At 65.0% G+C, this 20,887-nt stretch carries 17 protein-coding genes and 3 tRNA genes; 12 read left to right on the top strand and 8 right to left on the bottom strand.

From position 1 onward, the window contains the following. The first annotated feature begins 105 nt into the window (after positions 1-105). Positions 106-318, top strand: coding sequence for a hypothetical protein (locus E8L99_RS19075; protein WP_137101031.1), 213 nt, complete (start codon positions 106-108; stop codon positions 316-318). A gap of 13 nt (positions 319-331) precedes the next feature. Here E8L99_RS19075 and E8L99_RS19070 read toward each other — a convergent pair whose 3' ends face one another. The 4 genes from E8L99_RS19070 to E8L99_RS19055 form a co-directional block, all read right to left on the bottom strand. Continuing rightward, positions 332-1,306 carry a Bug family tripartite tricarboxylate transporter substrate binding protein gene (locus E8L99_RS19070; protein ID WP_210421776.1) on the bottom strand — a complete coding sequence of 325 codons (975 nt, stop codon included), beginning with the start codon at positions 1,304-1,306 and terminating at the stop codon, positions 332-334. Positions 1,307-1,450: 144 nt separating this feature from the next. After that, positions 1,451-2,527, bottom strand: a complete 1,077-nt coding sequence (locus E8L99_RS19065) for a hypothetical protein (RefSeq protein ID WP_137101030.1) — start codon at positions 2,525-2,527, stop codon at positions 1,451-1,453. A gap of 291 nt (positions 2,528-2,818) precedes the next feature. Further along, the gene (gene glnA, locus E8L99_RS19060; protein WP_137101029.1) at positions 2,819-4,228 is read right to left on the bottom strand and encodes a type I glutamate--ammonia ligase; all 1,410 of its coding nucleotides are present in this window, start codon (positions 4,226-4,228) and stop codon (positions 2,819-2,821) included. Positions 4,229-4,282: 54 nt separating this feature from the next. Next, on the bottom strand, positions 4,283-4,621 hold the full coding sequence (locus E8L99_RS19055; RefSeq protein ID WP_136964319.1) for a P-II family nitrogen regulator: 339 nt from the start codon (positions 4,619-4,621) through the stop codon (positions 4,283-4,285). Between the two features lie 344 nt (positions 4,622-4,965). Here E8L99_RS19055 and E8L99_RS19050 point away from each other — a divergent pair, with 344 nt between their 5' ends. Together E8L99_RS19050 and E8L99_RS19045 are read left to right on the top strand one after the other, a co-directional pair. Continuing rightward, entirely contained in the window at positions 4,966-6,453 is a 1,488-nt protein-coding gene (locus E8L99_RS19050) for an NAD(P)H-hydrate dehydratase (protein ID WP_137102199.1), read from the top strand. Positions 6,454-6,564: 111 nt separating this feature from the next. Further along, the gene (locus tag E8L99_RS19045; RefSeq protein ID WP_137101028.1) at positions 6,565-7,023 is read left to right on the top strand and encodes a hypothetical protein; all 459 of its coding nucleotides are present in this window, start codon (positions 6,565-6,567) and stop codon (positions 7,021-7,023) included. 21 nt (positions 7,024-7,044) lie between these two features. On the opposite strand, the gene E8L99_RS19040 is transcribed toward E8L99_RS19045, so the two are convergent. After that, a complete protein-coding gene (locus E8L99_RS19040) occupies positions 7,045-8,406 on the bottom strand; it encodes a multicopper oxidase family protein (RefSeq protein ID WP_137101027.1) in 1,362 nt (453 codons plus the stop codon). Positions 8,407-8,581: 175 nt separating this feature from the next. On the opposite strand from E8L99_RS19040, the gene E8L99_RS23845 reads away from it, so the two are divergent. Then, positions 8,582-8,728 carry a hypothetical protein gene (locus E8L99_RS23845; protein WP_168201732.1) on the top strand — a complete coding sequence of 49 codons (147 nt, stop codon included), beginning with the start codon at positions 8,582-8,584 and terminating at the stop codon, positions 8,726-8,728. A gap of 83 nt (positions 8,729-8,811) precedes the next feature. Here E8L99_RS23845 and E8L99_RS19035 read toward each other — a convergent pair. Beyond that, positions 8,812-8,896, bottom strand: a tRNA-Leu gene (locus E8L99_RS19035). A gap of 278 nt (positions 8,897-9,174) precedes the next feature. Here E8L99_RS19035 and tig point away from each other — a divergent pair. The 3 genes from tig (at position 9,175) to clpX (ending at position 12,878) form a co-directional block, all read left to right on the top strand. Next, entirely contained in the window at positions 9,175-10,530 is a 1,356-nt protein-coding gene (gene tig / locus E8L99_RS19030; RefSeq protein ID WP_137101026.1) for a trigger factor, read from the top strand. A 158-nt stretch (positions 10,531-10,688) separates the two neighbouring features. Beyond that, a complete protein-coding gene (gene clpP, locus E8L99_RS19025; protein ID WP_137101025.1) occupies positions 10,689-11,324 on the top strand; it encodes an ATP-dependent Clp endopeptidase proteolytic subunit ClpP in 636 nt (211 codons plus the stop codon). Between the two features lie 294 nt (positions 11,325-11,618). After that, on the top strand, positions 11,619-12,878 hold the full coding sequence (clpX, locus tag E8L99_RS19020; RefSeq protein WP_137101024.1) for an ATP-dependent Clp protease ATP-binding subunit ClpX: 1,260 nt from the start codon (positions 11,619-11,621) through the stop codon (positions 12,876-12,878). Positions 12,879-13,024: 146 nt separating this feature from the next. Here clpX and E8L99_RS19015 read toward each other — a convergent pair whose 3' ends face one another. Continuing rightward, positions 13,025-13,384 (bottom strand): hypothetical protein, encoded by a 360-nt coding sequence (locus tag E8L99_RS19015; RefSeq protein WP_137101023.1) that lies wholly within the window; start codon positions 13,382-13,384, stop codon positions 13,025-13,027. A gap of 599 nt (positions 13,385-13,983) precedes the next feature. Between E8L99_RS19015 and lon the strand changes: the two genes are divergently transcribed. The 4 genes from lon (at position 13,984) to E8L99_RS18995 (ending at position 18,333) form a co-directional block, all read left to right on the top strand. Continuing rightward, on the top strand, positions 13,984-16,410 hold the full coding sequence (gene lon / locus E8L99_RS19010; protein WP_137101022.1) for an endopeptidase La: 2,427 nt from the start codon (positions 13,984-13,986) through the stop codon (positions 16,408-16,410). 204 nt (positions 16,411-16,614) lie between these two features. Further along, positions 16,615-16,890: an HU family DNA-binding protein gene (locus E8L99_RS19005; RefSeq protein ID WP_137101021.1), complete on the top strand. Its 276-nt coding sequence runs from the start codon at positions 16,615-16,617 to the stop codon at positions 16,888-16,890. 128 nt (positions 16,891-17,018) lie between these two features. Further along, a tRNA-Val gene (locus tag E8L99_RS19000) sits at positions 17,019-17,094 on the top strand. Positions 17,095-17,229: 135 nt separating this feature from the next. Continuing rightward, positions 17,230-18,333 carry an AbrB family transcriptional regulator gene (locus E8L99_RS18995; RefSeq protein WP_252511160.1) on the top strand — a complete coding sequence of 368 codons (1,104 nt, stop codon included), beginning with the start codon at positions 17,230-17,232 and terminating at the stop codon, positions 18,331-18,333. Positions 18,334-18,340: 7 nt separating this feature from the next. On the opposite strand, the gene E8L99_RS18990 is transcribed toward E8L99_RS18995, so the two are convergent. Beyond that, positions 18,341-20,320 (bottom strand): methyl-accepting chemotaxis protein, encoded by a 1,980-nt coding sequence (locus E8L99_RS18990; protein ID WP_137101020.1) that lies wholly within the window; start codon positions 20,318-20,320, stop codon positions 18,341-18,343. A gap of 357 nt (positions 20,321-20,677) precedes the next feature. On the opposite strand from E8L99_RS18990, the gene E8L99_RS18985 reads away from it, so the two are divergent. After that, positions 20,678-20,754 (top strand) — tRNA-Asp (locus E8L99_RS18985). Positions 20,755-20,887 lie beyond the last annotated feature (133 nt).

Genomic DNA, 20,887 nt, shown 5'->3' with positions numbered 1-20,887 from the left:
GACGCATCCGCCCGCACGAATCGGCAGGGTCTCAACAGATCGTTTACGCGACAGTGCGTATTCTGACGAAAGGGGGTCGCAGGCGTCGGAACAAGGAGTGAGCCGATGGACCGCGTACTGGGTCTGGTCAATGTCGAGGCGGATCTCGCCAAGCTGATGCGCGCCGCCGAACGGGCGGGGCTTGCGCTCGGCTGTATCGATCCGGAAGAGACAGGTCTGGTCCTGCCAGGCGACGAGAAGGATCCCGCGTGGACGCTGGGCCGCGTCGGCGCCTGGTTGATCACGGGTGCGCTGGCCGGCGCTTTCCTGGTGCTCTGACAGCCAATGCCGGTCAGTCCGGCTGGATGCCTGCCTGCGCGACCACCTTGCCCCATTTGTCGATTTCCGCCTGGATATAGCTGGCGAAGCGCTCGGGCGTGCCGCCCTGAATCTCGATGCCCAGCACGGTCAGCTTGGCCTTCACGTCGTCGGCTGCGAGCGCGGCATTGATCGCGCCATTGAGCTTCGTCACGATCTCGGCCGGTGTGCCCTTGGGCGCCAGAATGCCGCCCCAGGTATTGGCGTCGTAACCGGCAAGGCCGGTCTCCGCCATGGTCGGGATTTCCGGCAGCGACGGCGAGCGCGTGGTGGTGGTGACGGCGAGCGCGCGCACGCCGCCCGACTGCACATGCGGCAGGATCGCGGAGATCGTGTCAAAGATCATGTGGGTGCGGCCCGACAGGAGGTCGCCATGGGCCGCCGTGGAGCCACGATAGGGCACATGCAGCATGGTGGTGCCGGTCATCGACTTGAACAGCTCGGCCGCCATGTGCAGCGAACTGCCCTTGCCGGATGAGGCGAAGGTCGCCTGCGGATTGGCCTTGATCCAGGCGACCAGTTCCGGAACCGTTTTCGCCGGCACGGACGGGTGGATGGCGAGCACCAGCGGCACGACGTGGGTGAACACGATCGGCGCGAAATCGCCGACCGGGTCATAGGGCAGGCTCTTGTAGAGATGCTTGTTGGTGGCGTGGCTGGAGGCGACGATCACCAGCGTGTAGCCGTCCGGCGGGCTCTTCGCGACGACATCCGTGCCGAGATTGTTGGCCGCTCCCGGCCGGTTCTCCACCACAACGGATTGACGCAGCGACGTCTGCAGCTTGTCGGCGACATTGCGGGCGATGATGTCGATGGCGCCGCCGGGCGTTGCCGGCACGACGATCTTGATGGTCTGTGACGGGTAGGGGGCCTGGGCATGGGCCGGGGCGGCAAGGCCAGCCATGGCTGGAACAAGCGGCAGCTGCAGCAGAACACGGCGGTTCAGCATGGGGTCGTCCTCCAGATGTCGTTTCCTGGCCCCTCTGCGGGGGCTCATGGCGACAATAGGATGACTGGCCCGAGGGTCTGTCAAACCCGACTGGGATCAGGGCTGATCCCACCGTGTGGATTGCGTAGGATCCAGACCGAAGCCTCAATAGGCCGGAAGAGCCTCGAGGCCGTCGCGCTTGGCGATCACGCCCCAGGGCGAATCCTCATCCAGAACCACGAAAATCTCGACAGCCGGCTGGCCGGGGCGCCGGAGGGTCAGCCTGTGGGGGCCGGGGGCGAGCTCAAGGCTCGGCGGCCGGTGGGTCTCGGGCGCGCCCAGTCCCGGGACGATGCCCGGGCGAACCTGAATGGTCCGGCCTGCAATCTCGAACGCGGCGGGGCGGTCCGTTTCATTGCCGAACAGCACGACGGCCCGGCCAGGAACGATCATCATGGCATTGTCGCGCGCGAGACGCTCGCGGACGACGCGCAGCCTGATGTCGGTGAGGCCGGTCGCCCTGCTGTGCTCGAGCGTCAGAAGCCCGGGCCCGTCGGAGGTCGTGAAGCGGATACGGCCATGGGTTTCGGTCAAGGTCGCACCGGGTTCCTCCTTCCAGCCGCGGCCGATCAGTTCCCGGCGGTAGAAGGCCGCGATGTCGGCGGTGGTGGCCGGAACGCGGGCGGTCACATAGGTCGCAAGGCCGCTCCCCTGACCTTCGCCGCGGCTCGGCTGCGGGATGACGAGGCCGTTCACGGCCTTGGCGGTCAGTCCATTGGCCTGTTCCTGGGGTGCGGGTGGGGGCGTTGGCGCAACCGCGACCGCGGCGCTCTGGGCCGCGTCCGGTGCCACAACACCGTCGGCCTGCTCGACGATGACCTGGGAGCCCGCGGGCTCCGGCCGGATGGCGATCTGTATGGCCTGGCGGCCACGCTGAAACTCCATGCGGATTTCGCTCCGCCGTTCCTGCATGCCGCTCGGCTCGTGCCATTGCAGGTGGTTCATCGTGACGCGGTAGAAGCGCACCAGGTCCGCGCCGGAACATGCCGTGGCGAAGGTCAGGCGGCGCGTGGCGTGATCGATGCTCGCGCTGCGCGCATCGCGCGGCATCGGGGCGAGCGAGGGCAGCGGTGCCCCGGCCTCGATGCGGGCCTGCGGCACAGGGCGTGGCTCGCAGGGCTGCTGGGCCTGAACCGAGCTCGTCCAGGCCAGGGCGATCATCATGGCCGCGGGGCCGGACATGCCACGGATTTGCATTCGAGACCCCTTGGTCGGCATGCGCCTGGCGCTTCGGTGTTCAGCCTGCCCGATGGAGAGGAACCTTCGCAAGCCTTGGGATCGATGATTGAAGCGCCGGACCGCGCCGCCAACCCGTTGACGCGCCCACCCAAAGAAAAACGGGCACCCGAGGGCGCCCGTTGGAGAAGGTGACCACGACATCTCGCGGTTGGGAGGAAGCTCGTTTGGCGCGAGTGCCGCGCGAAAGGCTTGGCTGGCCAAGGATGAGGCGGCGCGAACGCCGCCCCAGGAGCCTCAGACCGAGTAGTACATGTCGTACTCGACCGGGTGCGGGGTCATTTCGAAACGCATGACCTCGGTCATCTTCAGCTCGATATAGCTGTCGATGAAGTCGTCGTTGAACACGCCGCCGGCCTTCAGGAACGCGCGATCCTTGTCGAGGTTCTGGAGAGCCTCGCGCAGCGAGCCGCACACCGTCGGGATCTTCTTCAGCTCCTTCGGCGGCAGATCGTACAGATCCTTGTCCATGGCAGCGCCCGGATCGATCTTGTTGGTGATGCCGTCGATGCCGGCCATCAGCATCGCCGCGAAGGCGAGGTACGGATTGGCGGTCGGATCGGGGAAGCGGACCTCGACGCGCTTGGCCTTCGGGTTTGCCGTCCACGGAATACGGCAGGAGGCCGAGCGGTTGCGGGCCGAATAGGCCAGCAGAACCGGCGCTTCATAGCCCGGGACCAGACGCTTGTAGGAGTTGGTCGACGGGTTGGTGAAGGCGTTCAGTGCCTTGGCGTGCTTGATGATGCCGCCGATGTACCAGAGGCATTCCTGGCTCAGGTCGGCATACTTGTTGCCGGCGAACACCGGCTTGCCGCCCTTCCAGATCGACTGGTGCACGTGCATGCCCGAGCCGTTGTCGCCGAAGACCGGCTTCGGCATGAAGGTGGCGGTCTTGCCGTAGATGTTGGCGACCTGATGGATGCAGTACTTGTAGATCTGCATCTGGTCGGCCATGTGCGTCAGCGTGTCGAACTTCATGCCGAGCTCGTGCTGGGCGGAAGCGACCTCGTGGTGATGCTTCTCGACCTTGACGCCCATCTTGGCCATGGAGGCGAGCATTTCGCCGCGCATGTCCTGGAGGCTGTCGACCGGCGGAACCGGGAAATAGCCGCCCTTGACGCGGACGCGGTGGCCGAGGTTGCCGCCTTCATAATCCGTGTAGCCGTTGGTCGGCAGCTCGGAGGAATCGACCTTGAAGCCGGTGTGGTAGGGCTCGGCGGAGAACTTCACGTCGTCGAACACGAAGAACTCGGCTTCCGGGCCGACGAAGATGGTGTCGCCGATCTTCGAGGCCTTCAGATAGGCCTCGGCCTTCTTGGCCATGCCGCGCGGGTCGCGACCATAGGGCTCGCCGGTGGTCGGCTCGAGCACGTCGCAGACGATCGACATGGTCGTCTCGGCGAAGAAGGGGTCGATCTGGGCGGTCGACGGGTCGAGCATCAGGAGCATGTCGGACTCGTTGATGGCCTTCCAGCCAGCGATCGAGGAACCGTCGAACATGGTGCCTTCGGCGAAGATCTCTTCGTCGATCATGGTGATGTCGAAGGTGACGTGCTGCCACTTGCCACGCGGGTCGGTGAAGCGGAGATCGACGTACTTCACGTCGTTCTCCTTGATCATTTTCAGGACATCCTTGGCAGTCGTCATTGTGCTTCCTCTTTGGTTTGCACGTTTGGACATTTGGCGGGCGAACCCGCCGAATTAGATGGCATCCAGGCCGGATTCACCGGTGCGGATGCGAATAGCCTCTTCGATCGTGGAGACGAAGATCTTGCCGTCGCCGATGCGCCCGGTCTGCGCGGCGCGGCGGATCGCCTCGATGGCCTTTTCCACCATCTCGTCGGGCATGACGATCTCGATCTTCACCTTGGGAAGGAAATCCACGACATATTCGGCGCCGCGATAAAGCTCGGTATGGCCCTTCTGCCGGCCGAAGCCCTTCGCTTCGGTGACGGTGATGCCCTGGAGCCCAACCTCCTGAAGCGCCTCTTTCACCTCATCGAGTTTGAACGGCTTGATGATGGCCTCGATCTTCTTCATTCCAATCCTGCTCCTGTGATCCGCAGTCGGACGTTGGCCGCCGTCCCACGGACCAATTCGCGGGCTAGCAGGAGATGTGCCAGAGCGGCGGCGCGCGGAAATCGCGGTCTTTTCGGGGAAATCATGCTCCCAAGATCGTTAGCATGCAGCATGATCTTACCGTGCAGTGCAAAAAATAGTCAATTTGCCTAATGGAAGTGCAAACTTGGCGATGTGCCACCGCGCTGGGCCGGAGGGCCGGGGAGGTTATGGCGAGCTATGCTTAGGATTTGTGCAAACAATCCCGCTGGCCGGGTCCTCACCGGCTTGACCGACCGGCCTGCCTGTCGCCAGTGTCGGGCATGATCGAGCTTCTCACGCCTGCCGAGATGGCCGAGGCCGACCGGCTGACGATCGCCTCGGGCACGCCCGGGCCTGTGCTGATGCGGCGCGCCGGCGTGGCTGTGGCCGACACGGCGGCCCGCATGGTGCCACTCGGCAGTGCCGTCTCGGTGCTTTGCGGTCCCGGCAACAATGGCGGCGACGGCTATGTGGCGGCCCGCGTGCTTGCCGAGCGCGGCTATCAGGTGACCGTCTTCGCCGATGGCCCTCCGGACCCGCGCGCGGCCGATGCGGCAGCCGCTGCGCAAGCCTGGAGCGGGCGCATCGTGCCGCTCGCAGCCTGGCCGCCGACGCGCGAGACCCTGATCATCGACGCGCTGTTCGGCGCCGGGCTCGCACGCGATATCGACGGAGCGTTGGCGGACCTGATCGACCGCGTCAATGCGGCGGGCACCCGCGTGGTCGCCGTCGACGTGCCGTCAGGAATCGACGGAGCGTCCGGACAGGTGCGCGGCGTGGCGATCCGGGCGGAGGAGACGGTCACCTTCTTCCGCCGCAAGCCCGGTCACCTGCTGCTTCCGGGACGTCTCCACTGCGGCACGGTGCGGCTTGCCGATATCGGCATTCCCGCCTCCGCGCTCGGAGAGATCGCTCCGTCCAGTTTCATGAACGCCCCGGCTCTGTGGGGCGATCTCTATCCCTGGCCGCGGGTGGAGGGCCACAAATATGGCCGGGGTCATGCCGTGGTCGTGTCCGGCGATCTCGCCCATACCGGGGCGGCGCGGCTCGCCGCCCGTGGGGCTTTGAGGGCAGGCGCGGGGCTGGTCACGGTCGCATCCCCACCCGAGGCCGTGGCGGTCAATGCTGCCCATCTGACCGCCATCATGCTGATGCGGCTCGACGGCGCGCCGGGGCTTGGCCAGATCCTCAACGACCGCCGGAAGAATGTCGTCTGCCTCGGTCCGGCGCTGGGTGTCGGCGAGGCGACGCGGGCCATGGTGGCGGAAGCGCTGGCGAGCGGGGCGGCCGTTGTTCTCGACGCCGATGCGCTGACGAGCTTCGCCGATTGCCCGGAACAGCTGTTTACCGGCATCCGCCTCTGGCCGGAGCGACCGGTGGTCATGACCCCGCATTCGGGCGAGTTCACGCGGCTGTTCGGCGCGCGTGCGGGCGACACCAAGGTGGGGGCGGCCCGTTACGCCGCGGATCGCTCCGGCGCCGTGGTGGTGCTGAAAGGACCGGACACAGTCGTTGCCAGTCCGGACGGGCGGACCTCGATTGCCGAGAACGCACCGCCCTGGCTTGCCACCGCCGGCTCCGGCGACGTTCTCGCAGGCCTCGTGACGGGCCTGATGGCGCAGGGCATGGCGGCCTTCGAGGCGGCTTCCGCGGCAGTCTGGCTGCATGGCGAGGCCGGGCAGGCGGCAGGTGTTGGGCTCATCGCCGAGGATCTGCCGGAGGCCCTTCCGCCGGTCCTGGCGAGGCTGGCGGCGGAGCTTGTTGCCTTTTAGCCTGACGGATTTCCCTCATCTTGATTGGCCACATGCGGTTTGCTAGCTCTTCCCGCGTATTACTTGGGGAAGGACTTTCCGATGCGACTTCGTCATGGGCTTCTTGGCTTGGTGGCCGCCGTACTCTTGTCACCGGGCGAAGCCCAGGCGCAGCGCCGGGATGAACCGGTGGGCGCGGTCGGCAATGTGCGGATCTTCCGGGTCTTCGAGAACAACCGCTTCGACCGCTGCTACGGCATGGTGCCCGACTTCCAGCTCGGCGCGCGCCTGTTCTGGAAGCACGGCTCAAACTACATCCTGACCGTGCCGGGGGTGGAGAGACCGGGAAACAAGCGGGTCACGATCCAGACGCCCCGCGGCCTGTTGCAAGCCAACGGTGTTGCTCAGGGCGGTTGGCAGGGGCGAACCATCATCGACCTGCCCGGGGTGGAGGCTGACCGGCTGATCAGCCTGCGTGGCTCGTTCGAGGTCAATGTGGACGGCGTGCGGTTCCCCTATCAATTGCAGGGCGCGACCATGCAGCAGGTGTTCGAGGCGGTCGAGAACTGCGTCGGCCGGAACAGCCGCTGACACACGCGTTACTCAACGCCGTCACGTCACCTCGAACCACTGCACCAGCGGGCCATTGTCGTTGCCGATGGCCTGCGCCTCGATGACCCATTTGCCGGGATTGTCGGCCAGGAAGGCGATGCGCGCCGTGGTGCCGGGCGCAACCAGGATCGTGTCGAGAAAGAAAGGCTTCCAGCCGTCGTCGAGGCCATCCAGCAGACGCGCTTGATGGCCATGCAGGTGGACGGCCTGAAAGACCGGCGTCTGGTTGCGCAAGCCGGCCATCACCACGGTGCCCCGGCGCACCTTGAAGGCCGGCTGGGGGCCGGGAGCCCGGTCAGCGCGGGTGTTGAACACCACCTCCGTCCCGCGCGTCTCGATGCCGAGATCGAGGCGGAAGGCGCGGCGAAAGTCGAGTTCCTGGGCAATCGGATTGGCGGCAAGCCAGCCGGGCCGCGGCAGTGGGGCAGGGCGCAGTGCTGCTCCCTCGGCAATCGCAATCCGGCCCTCGATTGAGGCGCCGGCCAGATTGTTGATGGCAACCGGCAAGCTCGCCCCAGGTTCGCCGGTGACATCCAGCATGATCTCGGCGCGCTGGCCGGGGCCAAGCGTCACCTGGGCATTCTGCAGCAGGAAGGGTTCGCAAGGCTGGCCATCCAGGGCGACCAGCGTCAGCGGCTGTCCCGGCACGACAAACTGCATGATGCGCGCATGGGCGGCATTGGCGATGCGCAGCCACAGCCGTTCGTTGGCGCGGGCCTCGATCACCAGGTCCGGCTGGCCGTTGACGGTCACGATGCGGCCGGCCGTGCCGGGCTTGCCTTGTGGCTCAAGCGGAGAGCCTGGACTTGCGAGGGCGCCTTCGGCGTCGAGTGCCCAGTCGTCCAGCACCAGGATCTGCTCGCGGTCGGCGGTGGGCAAAGAAGGCCCCTCGACGATCAGCAGGCCCGCCATGCCGCGGGTAAGTTGGCCCGCGCCATGGACCGGGTGCCAGGGCCGATAGAGGAAGGTGCCGGCATCCTGCGGCGTGAAGGCCATGTCGAAGGTGGCGCCAGGTTGGATCGGCTGCTGGGTCAGGCCGGGCACGCCATCCATCGCATTGGCGATGCGCAGGCCGTGCCAGTGCAGCGCGGTCGGCTCATCCAGGCCGTTGGTGAGGCTCAGGCGGAATTCCTCGCCGCGCCGGGCGCGCAGAACCGGGCCGGGCACCAGGCCGTCATAGCCGAAGACCGGTGTTGCCGGATGATCCGGTCCGCGCAGGCGCGCCGCGCCACGGCTGGCGGTCAGCGTGCGCATGGCCGGCGCCTGGGCATGGCCGGGCCAGGCCGGCAGCAGGCCGAGACCGGCCAGAAGCGTGCGGCGATCGAGAAGCTGGCAGCGATCTGGGCTTGGCGGTCGGTGCATGATGCCTGCGGCTGGATGTCAGGGAGGCGGGGAGCCTTTCGCGAGTCTATGGCCTATTCGCGGCCTGGAATCATCCCGCATCTGGTCGCAGCGCGCCTGTCCCGATCCGGGATGGCACCGCTCTTGATCCGTGGCTCCCAATGGCCATCCGGCCGTCCCGGAATGGGAGACGACGATGTTCAAGCTTGCGATGATCGGCGGCGCGGCGCTCGTGCTGGCCCGCTATGCCGATATCCTGCCGCACAGCCAGGCCACGATGGTGCTTGGCGGGGCGGTCATGATGGTCCTGCTGATCTGGGCCGGACTGTTCGCCCGCGTCTGATTGCCACAAGCCTGCGGGGACTGTGGCATCGAGACCTCGCCTCCGTGGCAAGTGTTGCCTGTCCGGCATACCGCGCAGCGCAGTGGTGCCCCCCACAGGACTCGAACCTGCAAGCCGTTAAGCGCTCGGACCTAAACCGAGTGCGTCTACCAATTCCGCCAGAGGGGCACGTTGCGTCCCAAGGCCATTGCAGTTCGTTTCGCCCTTGTCAATTTGGCCGGATACGTCCATATGGCGCCCTTCGTAGCCTGACCTTGATCTGTTTTCCGGGGATTGGAACGGCGACATCCCGCGTGGGCGATCGTGGTGGTAACTCCCGCCACGCACCCCACCAGATCGATGAGTATGCCAAAGGCGCATAGGTAGAAGACGAGAGTTTTCAAAGGGTAGCCCCCGCACCTTAGCCGTTGGACTGACCAGACCACGAACGCGAAAGAAACTGAGCCATGCAGGTGACAGCCACCCTGTCCGAAGGTCTGAAGCGCGAATTCCGCGTCGTGGTTCCCGTGACCGATCTCGCTGAGCGCGCCGGAAAGCGCCTCGACGACCTCAAGGGTCGGGTCAACATCAACGGCTTCCGGCCGGGCAAGGTGCCGACCGCGCACCTGAAGAAGCTCTACGGCAAGGCCGTGCTGGCCGAGACGATCGAGGCGCTGGTCGGCGAGACCAACCAGAAGATCGTCACCGACAACAATTTCAAGCTGGCGATGGAGCCGGCGGTGAAGCTGCCGGAGGCCGAGAACGAGGCCCAGGCCGTGTTCGAGGGCACTGCCGACCTCGACTACACCGTGTCCTTCGAAGTCTTGCCGACCATCCAGCTCGCCGATTTCAAGGGCATCAAGGTTGAAAAGCCGGTGGTCGAGCCGGCGGAAGCCGACGTCGCCGCCATGCTGGAGACGATGGCCAAGCAGAACCGTCCCTTCGAGCCCAAGACCAAGGGCAAGGCCGAGACGGGCGACCGCGTCACCGTGTCCTTCGTCGGCACGATCGACGGCGAGAAGTTCGAAGGCGGCACCGCCGACGACATCCAGGTCGAGATCGGTTCGAACTCGTTCATTCCGGGCTTCGAGGAGCAGCTGGTCGGCGTCAAGACCGGCGAGGACAAGGTCCTCAAGGTCAAGTTCCCGTCGAACTATGCCGCGCCGAATCTCGCCGGCAAGGACGCCGAGTTCGCGGTCAACGTGAAGTCGATGGAAAAGCCGGGCGAGCGGGCGATCGACGACGAGTTCGCCAAGATGGTCGGCTTCGAGGACCTCGAGAAGCTCAAGGCCGCCGTCTCCGACCGCCTGAAGAGCGAATATTCGGAAGCTGCCCGCCGCAAGGTGAAGCGCATCCTGCTCGACGCCCTTGACGAGAAGCACGCGTTCGAACTGCCGCCGACCCTGGTCGAGCAGGAGTTCGAGGGTGTGTGGCGCCAGGTGTCTCAGGACCTCGAATCGCGCGGCAAGACCTTTGCCGACGAGGATACGACTGAGGAAAAGGCCCGTGACGAATATCGCAAGATCGCCGAGCGCCGCGTGCGGCTTGGGCTGGTCCTTGCGGAGATCGGTGACAAGGCCCAAATCAAGGTCAACGACGAGGAAGTGACGCGCGCGGTCGTCGAGCGGGCGCGGCAGTTCCCCGGCCAGGAGCAGCAGGTCTGGGATTATTACCGCAAGACCCCGGAGGCGCTGGCTTCGCTTCGTGCTCCGATCTTCGAGGAGAAGGTCGTGGACTACATCCTGGAACTCGCCGATGTGACCGAGAAGGTCGTCTCCAAGGACGAACTCTTCAAGGACAACGAGGCCGAGGAAGCCGCCTGAGCGGCCTCTAGCGACCGGACATTTCCTGGTAAGGAAGGGCCGCCGCGAGCGGCCCTTCGCATTTTGGCAGGCCAGGTTCCCCAGAAATCCGCAATCCCGTTAGGATGGCGTCAAGCAGATTCGGCTCACATGCCGATGACGGTCATGAGGACGAGACGATGAGAGATCCGGTCGACACCTATATGAGCTACCTGGTCCCGATGGTGGTCGAGCAGACCAACCGGGGCGAGCGCTCCTACGATATCTATTCCCGGCTCCTCAAGGAGCGGATCATCTTCCTGTCGGGTCCGGTCGAGGACGGCATGGCGACACTGATCGTCGCCCAGCTGCTGTTCCTCGAGGCCGAGAACCCGAAGAAGGAGATCAACATGTATATCAACTCGCCGGGCGGTGTCGTCACGGCGGGCATGTCGATCTACGACACGATGCAGTTCATCAAGCCGCCGGTCACCACGCTCTGCATGGGCCAGGCTGCCTCGATGGGTTCGCTTCTGCTGACCGCCGGCGCCGCCGGCCAGCGCTTCGCCCTGCCGAATTCGCGCATCATGGTCCACCAGCCCTCGGGCGGCTATCGTGGCCAGGTGACCGACATCCTGATCCACGCTGAAGAGGTGAAGGAACTGAAGTCGCGGCTGAACGGCATCTACGTGAAGCACACGGGACGCCCGCTCAAGGAGATCGAGGACGCCCTCGAGCGCGACAATTTCATGTCGGCGCAGAAGGCAAAGGAATTTGGCCTGATCGACCAGGTGATCGAAGTCCGCCCCGACGAGCCGGAGCCGGCCAAGTCCTGACCGCAAGGCGCGGACCGCGTTGTTTGATCGGAGATGTCGCATTTCCGACACATCCAGCGGTCCGCCGCTTGCATAGAATGGTCACGATTGAGTGCGACGCCCTGTTTTGGGACGCCGCGGGTACCGAAATAGCGTTAATCATTTCTTGATCCGGTTCGGTTCACCATGCTTGGCTCTAGGAGCCGAAAAGGTGGGTTGGCCCATCCTCAAGAGGTTCTGAGGGGGTCCCTTGCGGATCGCCTCGCAACGGACGAACCGATCCTCGCCGAGGCCGGTTCGATTGGAGAACGACCTATGAGCAGCAAGTCCGGCGGCGACGCGAAGAACACGCTCTACTGCTCCTTCTGCGGGAAGAGCCAGCATGAGGTCCGCAAGCTGATTGCCGGGCCTACCGTGTTCATCTGCGACGAATGCGTCGAGCTGTGCATGGACATCATCCGCGAGGAATCGAAGTCCGCGCTGGTCAAGTCCAAGGACGGCATCCCGACGCCGAAGGAAATCTGCAAGGTCCTGGACGATTACGTGATCGGTCAGTTCCATGCCAAGCGCGTGCTCTCGGTGGCGGTCCACAACCACTACAAGCGGCTGAACCACGCGACCAAGCACAACGACGTCGAGCTGTCGAAGTCGAACATCCTGCTGATCGGCCCGACCGGTTCGGGCAAGACGCTGCTCGCGCAGACGCTCGCGCGCATCCTGGACGTGCCGTTCACGATGGCCGACGCCACGACGCTCACCGAAGCCGGCTATGTCGGCGAGGACGTCGAGAATATCATCCTGAAGCTGCTCCAGGCCTCCGACTACAATGTCGAGCGGGCGCAGCGCGGCATCGTCTATATCGACGAAATCGACAAGATTTCGCGCAAGTCGGACAATCCGTCGATCACCCGCGACGTGTCGGGTGAGGGCGTGCAGCAGGCCCTTCTGAAGATCATGGAAGGCACGGTCGCCTCCGTGCCGCCGCAGGGCGGGCGCAAGCATCCTCAGCAGGAATTCCTGCAGGTCGACACCTCGAACATCCTGTTCATCTGCGGTGGCGCCTTTGCCGGCCTTGAGAAGATCATCTCGACCAAGGGGCAGGGGTCCTCGATCGGCTTCGGCGCCAAGGTCAAGGCCCCCGAGGATCGCCGCACCGGCGAGATCTTCCGTGAGGTCGAGCCCGAGGATCTGCTGAAGTATGGCCTGATTCCGGAATTCGTCGGCCGTCTGCCGGTCATCGCGACGCTCGAGGATCTCGACGAGGCCGCCCTCAAGAAGATCCTGATGGAGCCGAAGAACGCGCTGGTGAAGCAGTATCAGCGCCTGTTCGAGATGGAGAATGTCGACCTGTCGTTCCACGAGGACGCGCTCGGCGCGATCGCCCGCAAGGCGATCGACCGCAAGACCGGCGCCCGCGGCCTCAGGTCGATCATGGAGGGCATCCTGCTCGACACCATGTACGACCTTCCGGGTCTGGAAGGCGTCGAGGAGGTCGTGATCTCGGACGAGGTCGTGCAGGGCAAGGCGCGCCCGCTCTACATCTATTCCGAGAAGGAAAAGGCCGCGAGCGCCTGATTTCCAGTCTCTGTCACCTCAATCTGCAAAAAGGCGGGCCTCGAGCCCGCCTTTTTCGTTTGCGGGCGATCCTGAGCAAAAAAAGAGGCGGGCCGAAGCCCGCCTTGAAAAGGTGGAGGTCTCAGGAATAGGCAGGCACTGGCAGATCAGTTGACGCTGAAGCGGGTGCGACCGTTCCAGGTCAGCGTGACGTTCGACACTTCGCAGAGATTGATCTCGCGAACCTCGCCACGTTCGCCGTCGGCGTAGATGACGCGCAGGTCGAACATGCAGGCGCGGGTGCGCTGCGGGAAGGTGATGTTGCGGCGGGTGCCCGACGGCATCACGCCGTCGCCGAGGATGTCCCGGCCCCAGGAGTTCGACGCCGAAGCGCTCACATAGACTTCATTGATCTGGTAGCCGGTGCGGTTGATCAGCGAGAAGTTCTGCTGGGCCTGGGCAAAGGCCTCGGTGGAGGCGGCGATGGAGGCCAGGGCTACGGCGGCGAGGAAGGCGCGGCGGATCATGTCGAAGCTCCCGATAGGGCATGGATTGCGAATGCGGTGAACCGCGCCCGATTCGGCCCGATGGCGCCGGCCAGAGGGCGGCGGGGAACGTTCGTTTTCCCTGCCGTGCCGGTCGGCTGCTGCGGGCCTCGTCGTCGAGGCATGCCAAGTGATAGGAAGGCAATGTTTCAGCCCTGCGACGTGCCGTGCCAGGGCATATGGCGATCCGCAGCCCAATGTTTCGCCCATGTTGCCATTTTCCGAGCCGCGCAGGTCCGCCACGAGGGTCAGTCAACCCTCGGCATTGTGTGGCTTTTGCACCAAGTAACGGGCGTCGTTCACAGGCGCGTTCCCGCCTCCTTGACACCTTGTTGGTGCACCGCCACCTAATGGTCACCGACAGACCACCGGGCCGGTTTTCGTGCCCGGGGTCGGCCAAGCGCCAAGAGCGCCTTTGGAGCTTTCACGCCGAGCTCCAGCGGGGCCTCATTTCCGCCGCCGTCCCCGCGCGTCATCAGCGTGATGCAGCGTCATCCGTTCCGGATCATCCGAGCGCCGTCGTCGGACGGGCCCACACGGGCCGTTTAGACGGCGTGTCGAAGCATAAGGACGAGAGAACCATGAGCGAGACCAAGAAGCGGCCGCCCCTCACCCCCGGCGAATCGAAGAGCTTCCCGGTTCTTCCGCTGCGCGACATCGTTGTGTTCCCGCACATGATCGTGCCGCTGTTCGTCGGCCGCGAGAAGTCGATTCGCGCCCTCGAAGAGGTGATGCGCGCGGAGACCCATATCCTGCTGGCAACCCAGATGAAGGCGCAGGACGATGATCCAGCGCCGGACTCGATCTATGAGATCGGGACGCTGGCGACTGTCCTGCAGCTCCTGAAGCTGCCCGATGGCACCGTGAAGGTGCTGGTCGAGGGCGTGTCCCGTGCCCGTGTGTCGGCCTATTCCGATCGCGAGGAGTTCTATGAGGCCGACGCCGCCGTCATTGGCGACGAGATCGACGACAAGGTGCAGGTCCAGGCGCTGGCCCGCTCGGTGATCACCGAGTTCGAAGGCTATGTGAAACTGAACAAGAAGGTCTCGCCCGAGATCGTTTCCGTGGTCGGCCAGATCGAGGATGCCTCGAAGCTCGCCGATACGGTTGCCTCGCATCTGGCGGTGAAGATCGCCGACAAGCAGACCGTGCTCGAAACCATCGACGTGTCGAAGCGCCTGGAGAAGGTGCTCGGCCTGATGGAGAGCGAGATCTCGGTCCTGCAGGTCGAGAAGAAGATCCGCACCCGCGTGAAGCGGCAGATGGAGAAGACCCAGCGCGAGTATTATCTCAACGAGCAGATGAAGGCGATCCAGAAGGAGCTCGGCGATGAAGATGGCCGGGACGAACTGGTCGAGCTCGAAGACAAGATCAAGCGCACCAAGCTCTCCAAGGAAGCGCGCGACAAGGCCAATCACGAGCTGAAGAAGCTCCGGCAGATGTCGCCGATGTCGGCGGAAGCCACCGTCGTGCGCAACTATCTCGACTGGATGCTGTCGCTGCCCTGGGGCAAGAAGTCGAAGATCAAGAAGGACCTCGCCGGCGCGCAGTCCCTGCTCGATCACGACCATTTCGGCCTCGACAAGGTCAAGGACCGCATCGTCGAGTACCTGGCCGTGCAGCAGCGTGCGAACAAGCTGACCGGGCCGATCCTCTGCCTCGTCGGGCCTCCCGGCGTCGGCAAGACCTCGCTCGGCAAGTCGATCGCCAAGGCAACGGGGCGCGAATTCGTCCGCATCTCGCTCGGTGGCGTGCGTGACGAGGCCGAGATCCGTGGCCATCGGCGGACCTATATCGGTTCCATGCCGGGCAAGATCATCCAGTCGATGAAGAAGGCGAAGACGGCGAACCCGCTGTTCCTGCTCGATGAGATCGACAAGATGGGCCAGGATTTCCGCGGCGATCCCTCCGCGGCGCTTCTGGAGGTGCTGGATCCTGAGCAGAACGCGACGTTCAACGACCATTACCTCGAGGTCGATTTCGACCTGTCGAGCGTCATGTTCGTGACGACCGCCAATACGCTCAACATCCCGCCGGCGCTGCTCGACCGCATGGAGACGATCCGCATCGCGGGTTACACCGAGGACGAGAAGCGCGAGATCGCCAAGAAGCACCTGATCCCGAATGCCATCAAGAAGCATGGCCTGTCGGAGAAGGAATGGTCGATCACCGACGAGGCCCTCATGTTCGTGGTCCAGCGCTATACCCGTGAGGCGGGCGTGCGAAACCTGGAGCGTGAGATGTCCAATCTCGTCCGCAAGGGCGTGAAGGACCTCACCTTGACCAAGAAGAAGACGATCAAGGTGACGCCGAAGGTGGTCGAGGAATATCTCGGCGTGCCGCGCTATCGCTATGGCATGGCGGAGACCGAGGATCAGGTGGGCGCCGTCACCGGCCTTGCCTGGACCGAAGTCGGCGGTGAGCTTTTGACGATCGAAGCCGTGATGATGCCCGGCAAGGGCCGCATGACGGTGACGGGCAACCTGAAGGACGTGATGAAGGAATCGATCAGTGCCGCCGCATCCTATGTGCGGTCGCGCTCGCTCGCTTTCGGCATCAAGCCCACGCTGTTCGACAAGCGGGACATCCATGTCCACGTTCCCGAGGGTGCGACCCCGAAGGACGGTCCCTCGGCCGGCATCGCGATGGCAACCGCCATCATCTCGGTGCTGACCGGCATCCCGATCCGCAAGGACATCGCCATGACCGGCGAGGTGACATTGCGGGGCAGGGCGCTGCCGATCGGCGGCCTGAAGGAGAAGCTGCTTGCCGCGTTGCGCGGTGGTCTGAAGACGGTCCTCATCCCCGAGGAGAACGCCAAGGACCTCGCCGAGATCCCGGACAATGTGAAGAACGGGCTGGAGATCATCCCGGTTTCGCACATGGACGAGGTGATCAAGCACGCGCTGATCCGTCAGCCCGAACCGATCGAGTGGGACGAGGACGCAGAACCCGTTCAGGGCCGCAAGGTCGGCGACGAGGATGCGGCCGCGGCCATCGCCCACTGAGCCAAGTCCTGGCTCCAGTTTGGAATGATTTCAAACCCCGGGCGAAATGCCCGGGGTTTTGTGTTTCTGCATGAGGTTTTCCAGCGAGAAATCGCGCAAATCCGCCATTTCGGCTTGCAATCTGATCCGCCTCGCGGCACCACATGCCCTCCGTTTCGTCGGTGAGCGAATCCGGCGGAATGCAAACGCGAAGGAGAAAAGCCCGTGACCAAAAACGAACTGATCGCCGCGGTCGCCGAGCAGGCGAGCCTCACCAAGGCGCAGGCGGGTGCTGCCGTCGATGCCACGTTCGGCATCATCGAAGCCACCCTCAAGTCGGGCGGCGATGTGAAGCTCGTCGGCTTCGGAGCATTTTCGGTGTCCAACCGCGCCGCTCGCGAGGGCCGTGATCCGCGCACCGGCAAGCCCGTGAAGATCGCCGCCTCGAAGGCGCCGAAGTTCTCGGCCGGCAAGGGCCTCAAGGATGCCGTCAACTCCTGATCCGGAGTGGCAATCCTGTTTCGCGCACGCCGTCGGGCCAGGCCCGGCGGCGTTCGCTTGTTGAGCCACCGGCTTGCGTCGGCGGCCCACCCGGTCTAGATGGCCGGTCCTGATCGGCTCATGCGATCGGGCGGTTAGCTCAGTTGGTAGAGCGCCTGCTTTACACGCAGGATGTCGGCGGTTCGAGCCCGTCACCGCCCACCACCCCTTCAGGCCAGCCGCGCGATGCTGCTCTGCCTAGCGTCAATCCCTGACTTCCGTCAGCGCCAAACAGTGCTATAGCGCCGCCGACAGGGCAGGCGACCCCGCTGCCCGCTGGAATGCGAGGAGCCGTCGGGCGTGGGATCTCTGATCGACAAGCTCCGCTCCGGTCCGTTCGGGCCATCGCGCTTTCCCTATCGCCGCTTCGGTCTGGCCCTGGCGCTTGGTCTTGCCGGCGGCACGCTGTTCGCCTTCGCGCGGCTGCCGCTGCCCTGGATGCTCGGTGCCATGACCATCTGCACGCTGGCTGCGCTCCTGCGCGCGCCGGTCGGTGCGCCGCCGATCATCCGGCCGCCCATGTCGGCGATCATCGGCGTCATGCTCGGCTCCGGGTTCAGCCCCTCGATCCTTGCCAATATCGGCGGCTGGGTGCCGACGCTGATCGGTCTCGTGGTCTTCATGATCGCCTGCGGCGTGACCGTCGTCGCCTATTTCCGCCTGGTCGGCGGCTACGACTGGACCACCTCGTTCTTCTCCGGCATGCCCGGCGGCCTGGTCGAGATGGTGACCTATGGCGAGGAGCGGGGAGGCGATGCACGCGTGATCGCGCTGGTCCATTCCTCGCGCATCCTGATGGTGGTCATGACCTTGCCCTTCGCGATCCAGTGGATCGAGGGTGTCGCGATCAACCGCGCGGCAGGCTCCGTCTCCATCACGAATGCGCCGCTGTCGACCTGGGGCTGGCTGATCGGCTGCGCCGTCGTCGGCGTCTATGTGGGCCGCCTCCTGAGACTTCCGGCAAGCGTGCTGCTCGGCCCCATGCTGGCAAGCGCGCTGGTCCATCTCTCGGGCCTGAGCGATTTCAAGCCGCCCTTCGAGGTGATCAATGTCGCGCAGCTCGTGCTTGGCGTGGTCATCGGCTGCCGCTTTGCCGGGACCGCCAGCGCCACTGTCATGCGAATCCTGGCGCTATCGGTCGGGTCGACGATCATCCTGCTCTGCTGGATGACGGGCTTTGCCTATGTGGTGTCGCGGTTTTCCAGCTACGATATGGAATCGCTGGTTCTGGCCTATTCGCCGGGCGGTCTTGCCGAAATGAGCCTGATCGCCGTGTCGCTGCACGCGGAGGTGGCCTTCGTCGCGGCCCATCATGTCGTCCGGGTGTTCCTGGTGATGATCTCGGCGCCGCTGCTGTTCAAGATCATCGGCCAACCGGCGGGGTCGCCCCCGCCGGCCGATTGAGACTGGCTCAGGCCGCGCGAACCTCGGCCAGGAAGCCCTCGACCGTCTTGCCGAGCGAGACCGACTGTTCTGACAGGCTGCGGGCCGCCGACAGCACATCGCTCGCCGAGGCATTGGTCTCGGCGGAGGAGGCGGTGACGCTGGTGATGTTGTCGACGACGCGTGCGGTGCCGGTGGCGGCCGCCTGGACGTTCTGCGAAATCTCGCCGGTGGCCGAGCGCTGCTGCTCGATGGCGCTCGCCACCGCGCCGGCATAGCGCGAGACTTCCTCCATGGTCGCGGCGATCGCCTCGATCGTCCGGACCGCTGTGGTCGTTTCGCTCTGGACCGAGCTGATCTGGGCCGCGATCTCTTCGGTGGCCTTGGCGGTTTGGCCGGCCAGCGACTTGACCTCGGAGGCAACGACCGCGAAGCCGCGGCCGGCTTCACCGGCGCGTGCCGCCTCGATCGTGGCGTTGAGCGCCAGCAGGTTGGTCTGTTCGGCAATGTCGCGGATGAGGTTCAGAACCTCACCGATGCGGTTCGCCGCCAGCGCCAGCGCCTTGACGCGGTGATTGGCGTCCTCGGCCTCGCGGCTTGCGCGGATCACCACGTCATTGGTCTGGGCGACCTGGGTGGCGATCTCGTTGATCGAGGCGGACAGCTCTTCCGACGCGGCGGCCACCGACTGGACGTTGTTCGATGCCTGACGCGACGCGCCCGAGGCCTCGTCCGCCTGGCCGGCCGCGGAGGCGGCGATACCGGTGAGGTTGCGCGCGGTCTCTTCCATCATCCGCGCATTGGCGCCGACACCGTCGAGCACCGAGCCAATCGAGGACGAGAAGTCGCGCACCAGCGTGTCGATCCGGCCCTGGCGCGCCAGCCGCGCGCCGGTTTCGGAGGTGGTCACGGCTTCGAGGCGCTCGCGCTCGATGGCGTTGGTGCGGAACACCTCGACGGCGCGCGCCATGGCGCCGATCTCGTCGCTGCGCTGGGTGGAGGGAACCGTACGGCCATGATCGCCACCGGCGAGCGCCGTCATCGTCTCATTGAGCGCGCGAATCGGCAGGCCGAGATGGCGGGTGAGCAGCAGGGCCGCGCCGATGCCGGCCAGGACCGCCAGCGCCGTTGCGATACCGAGCACCAGGAGCGCGTAGTTGCGGGCCGCGACGAAGACCGATGTGTCGACCGCCACTTCGACGGTGCCGATCGGATTGCCGGAATAATTGCGCAGCGGGCCAGCGAGGACGGCGACTGGGCGACCGCCGAGGGTTGATTCGACCCAGTGGGTGGGGGCCGTCATCGCGGCCTGGTGGGCCGGCAGTTCAAGAAGCGTCTTGGAGGCAAAGGTCGAAGCGAGGGAATTCAGCTTGCCGCCTTCGACCAGGTGCATCGCGACATCGACCGAAAACCGGCGCTTGAGGTCGGCGAGGAAATCCGGGCCCAGGACCGCGCCAATGTCGGTAATGCCGACGAGCTTGCCCTCGTGCATGGTGGGTACGCTGGCGAAGATCGACACGTTGTCGCGACCGGGCTCGATGCCCAGCTGCGTGCGGCCGGTCTGGATGGCGTCGCGAACCATCAGGCGACGGCCGATCACATTGTCGCCGAAGGCCTGGGGCGCGTGGACGCGCGCGAAATTGGTGCCATTGGTGAACTGGACGCTGATCAGCGCGAGCTTGAGATCGTCCCGCAGGGTGAGGGAGAGCGGCTTGAAACGCTCGATGAAGCCCAGGCGATCATTGGCGGCGATGGCGGCGCCGACACGCGGGTCATTGGCGAGGGTGGCGGCGACACCCAAGGCCCGCTGACCCTGTTCGTTCATCGCTGCGACGATCGCATCATAACGCTGCTGCAATGCGGCCTCGATGGCCATGTCGGACAGCGATGCCTGCTGGCGGTAACCGGCATATCCGACCGCCGCTGCTGCTGCGAGCAAGGTGACTGTCGTGGTCACCATCAGCTTGGACCCGATTGTTTTCAGCTGAAGCATCTCAAAGCGCGCCATCGATCTGTGTCCTCACCGGCCGGGGAATGTGTTCAAGAATCCCGTTCCATTCTAAAAACCCCTGTTGACCTTAATGAACGGATAATCTGGCGCGAAATTTCACGTTGCTTCCCTTTGGGAAAGTGACGTGGGCCCATTGTTCATAACAATACTGTCTCAGCGGGAGGGGGCCCTCGATGCATGCTGGCAGGCGATGCTGGTGGCGCAAACAGATGGCGCCGTTGCCGGAATCGAGACGCCGTGACGGGGGCAGATCGCAGTTTGCACAGATCTGCGCGCCAAGTGCCTTGACAGCAGGGGGAGGCTCCCGTATTCCCCGCGGCCTCGGCAGACGCTTCGGCTCTGCCAGGGAAATGCGCGGGCGTAGCTCAGTTGGTTAGAGTGCCGGCCTGTCACGCCGGAGGTCGCGGGTTCGAGTCCCGTCGCCCGCGCCATTCCCCCCTTCCGGCCTGATGTGCCGGAGATCATGCGAGCCGACCTTCAGCGTCTGCCGCGCCGACAACCCCCACCATGTTCGGATCGCACCCCGCCGCAGCAGGAATGCCGCGCGACATTCGGGCCGGATCG

The sequence above is a fragment of the Phreatobacter aquaticus genome, assembly GCF_005160265.1.
GTDB lineage: Bacteria > Pseudomonadota > Alphaproteobacteria > Rhizobiales > Phreatobacteraceae > Phreatobacter > Phreatobacter aquaticus.
The sequence above is the reverse complement of the archived record's forward strand: the minus strand, read 5'-3'. Positions and strand labels throughout refer to the sequence as shown.

Bases quoted from the DNA above. Each gene is read 5' to 3' on its own strand.
- E8L99_RS19075 (WP_137101031.1), top strand. From the start codon at position 106: ATGGACCGCGTACTGGGTCTGGTCAATGTCGAGGCGGATCTCGCCAAG.
- E8L99_RS19070 (WP_210421776.1), bottom strand. From the start codon at position 1,306: ATGCTGAACCGCCGTGTTCTGCTGCAGCTGCCGCTTGTTCCAGCCATG.
- E8L99_RS19065 (WP_137101030.1), bottom strand. From the start codon at position 2,527: ATGTCCGGCCCCGCGGCCATGATGATCGCCCTGGCCTGGACGAGCTCG.
- glnA (WP_137101029.1), bottom strand. From the start codon at position 4,228: ATGACGACTGCCAAGGATGTCCTGAAAATGATCAAGGAGAACGACGTG.
- E8L99_RS19055 (WP_136964319.1), bottom strand. From the start codon at position 4,621: ATGAAGAAGATCGAGGCCATCATCAAGCCGTTCAAACTCGATGAGGTG.
- E8L99_RS19040 (WP_137101027.1), bottom strand. From the start codon at position 8,406: ATGCACCGACCGCCAAGCCCAGATCGCTGCCAGCTTCTCGATCGCCGC.
- E8L99_RS23845 (WP_168201732.1), top strand. From the start codon at position 8,582: ATGTTCAAGCTTGCGATGATCGGCGGCGCGGCGCTCGTGCTGGCCCGC.
- tig (WP_137101026.1), top strand. From the start codon at position 9,175: ATGCAGGTGACAGCCACCCTGTCCGAAGGTCTGAAGCGCGAATTCCGC.
- clpP (WP_137101025.1), top strand. From the start codon at position 10,689: ATGAGAGATCCGGTCGACACCTATATGAGCTACCTGGTCCCGATGGTG.
- clpX (WP_137101024.1), top strand. From the start codon at position 11,619: ATGAGCAGCAAGTCCGGCGGCGACGCGAAGAACACGCTCTACTGCTCC.
- E8L99_RS19015 (WP_137101023.1), bottom strand. From the start codon at position 13,384: ATGATCCGCCGCGCCTTCCTCGCCGCCGTAGCCCTGGCCTCCATCGCC.
- lon (WP_137101022.1), top strand. From the start codon at position 13,984: ATGAGCGAGACCAAGAAGCGGCCGCCCCTCACCCCCGGCGAATCGAAG.
- E8L99_RS18990 (WP_137101020.1), bottom strand. From the start codon at position 20,320: ATGGCGCGCTTTGAGATGCTTCAGCTGAAAACAATCGGGTCCAAGCTG.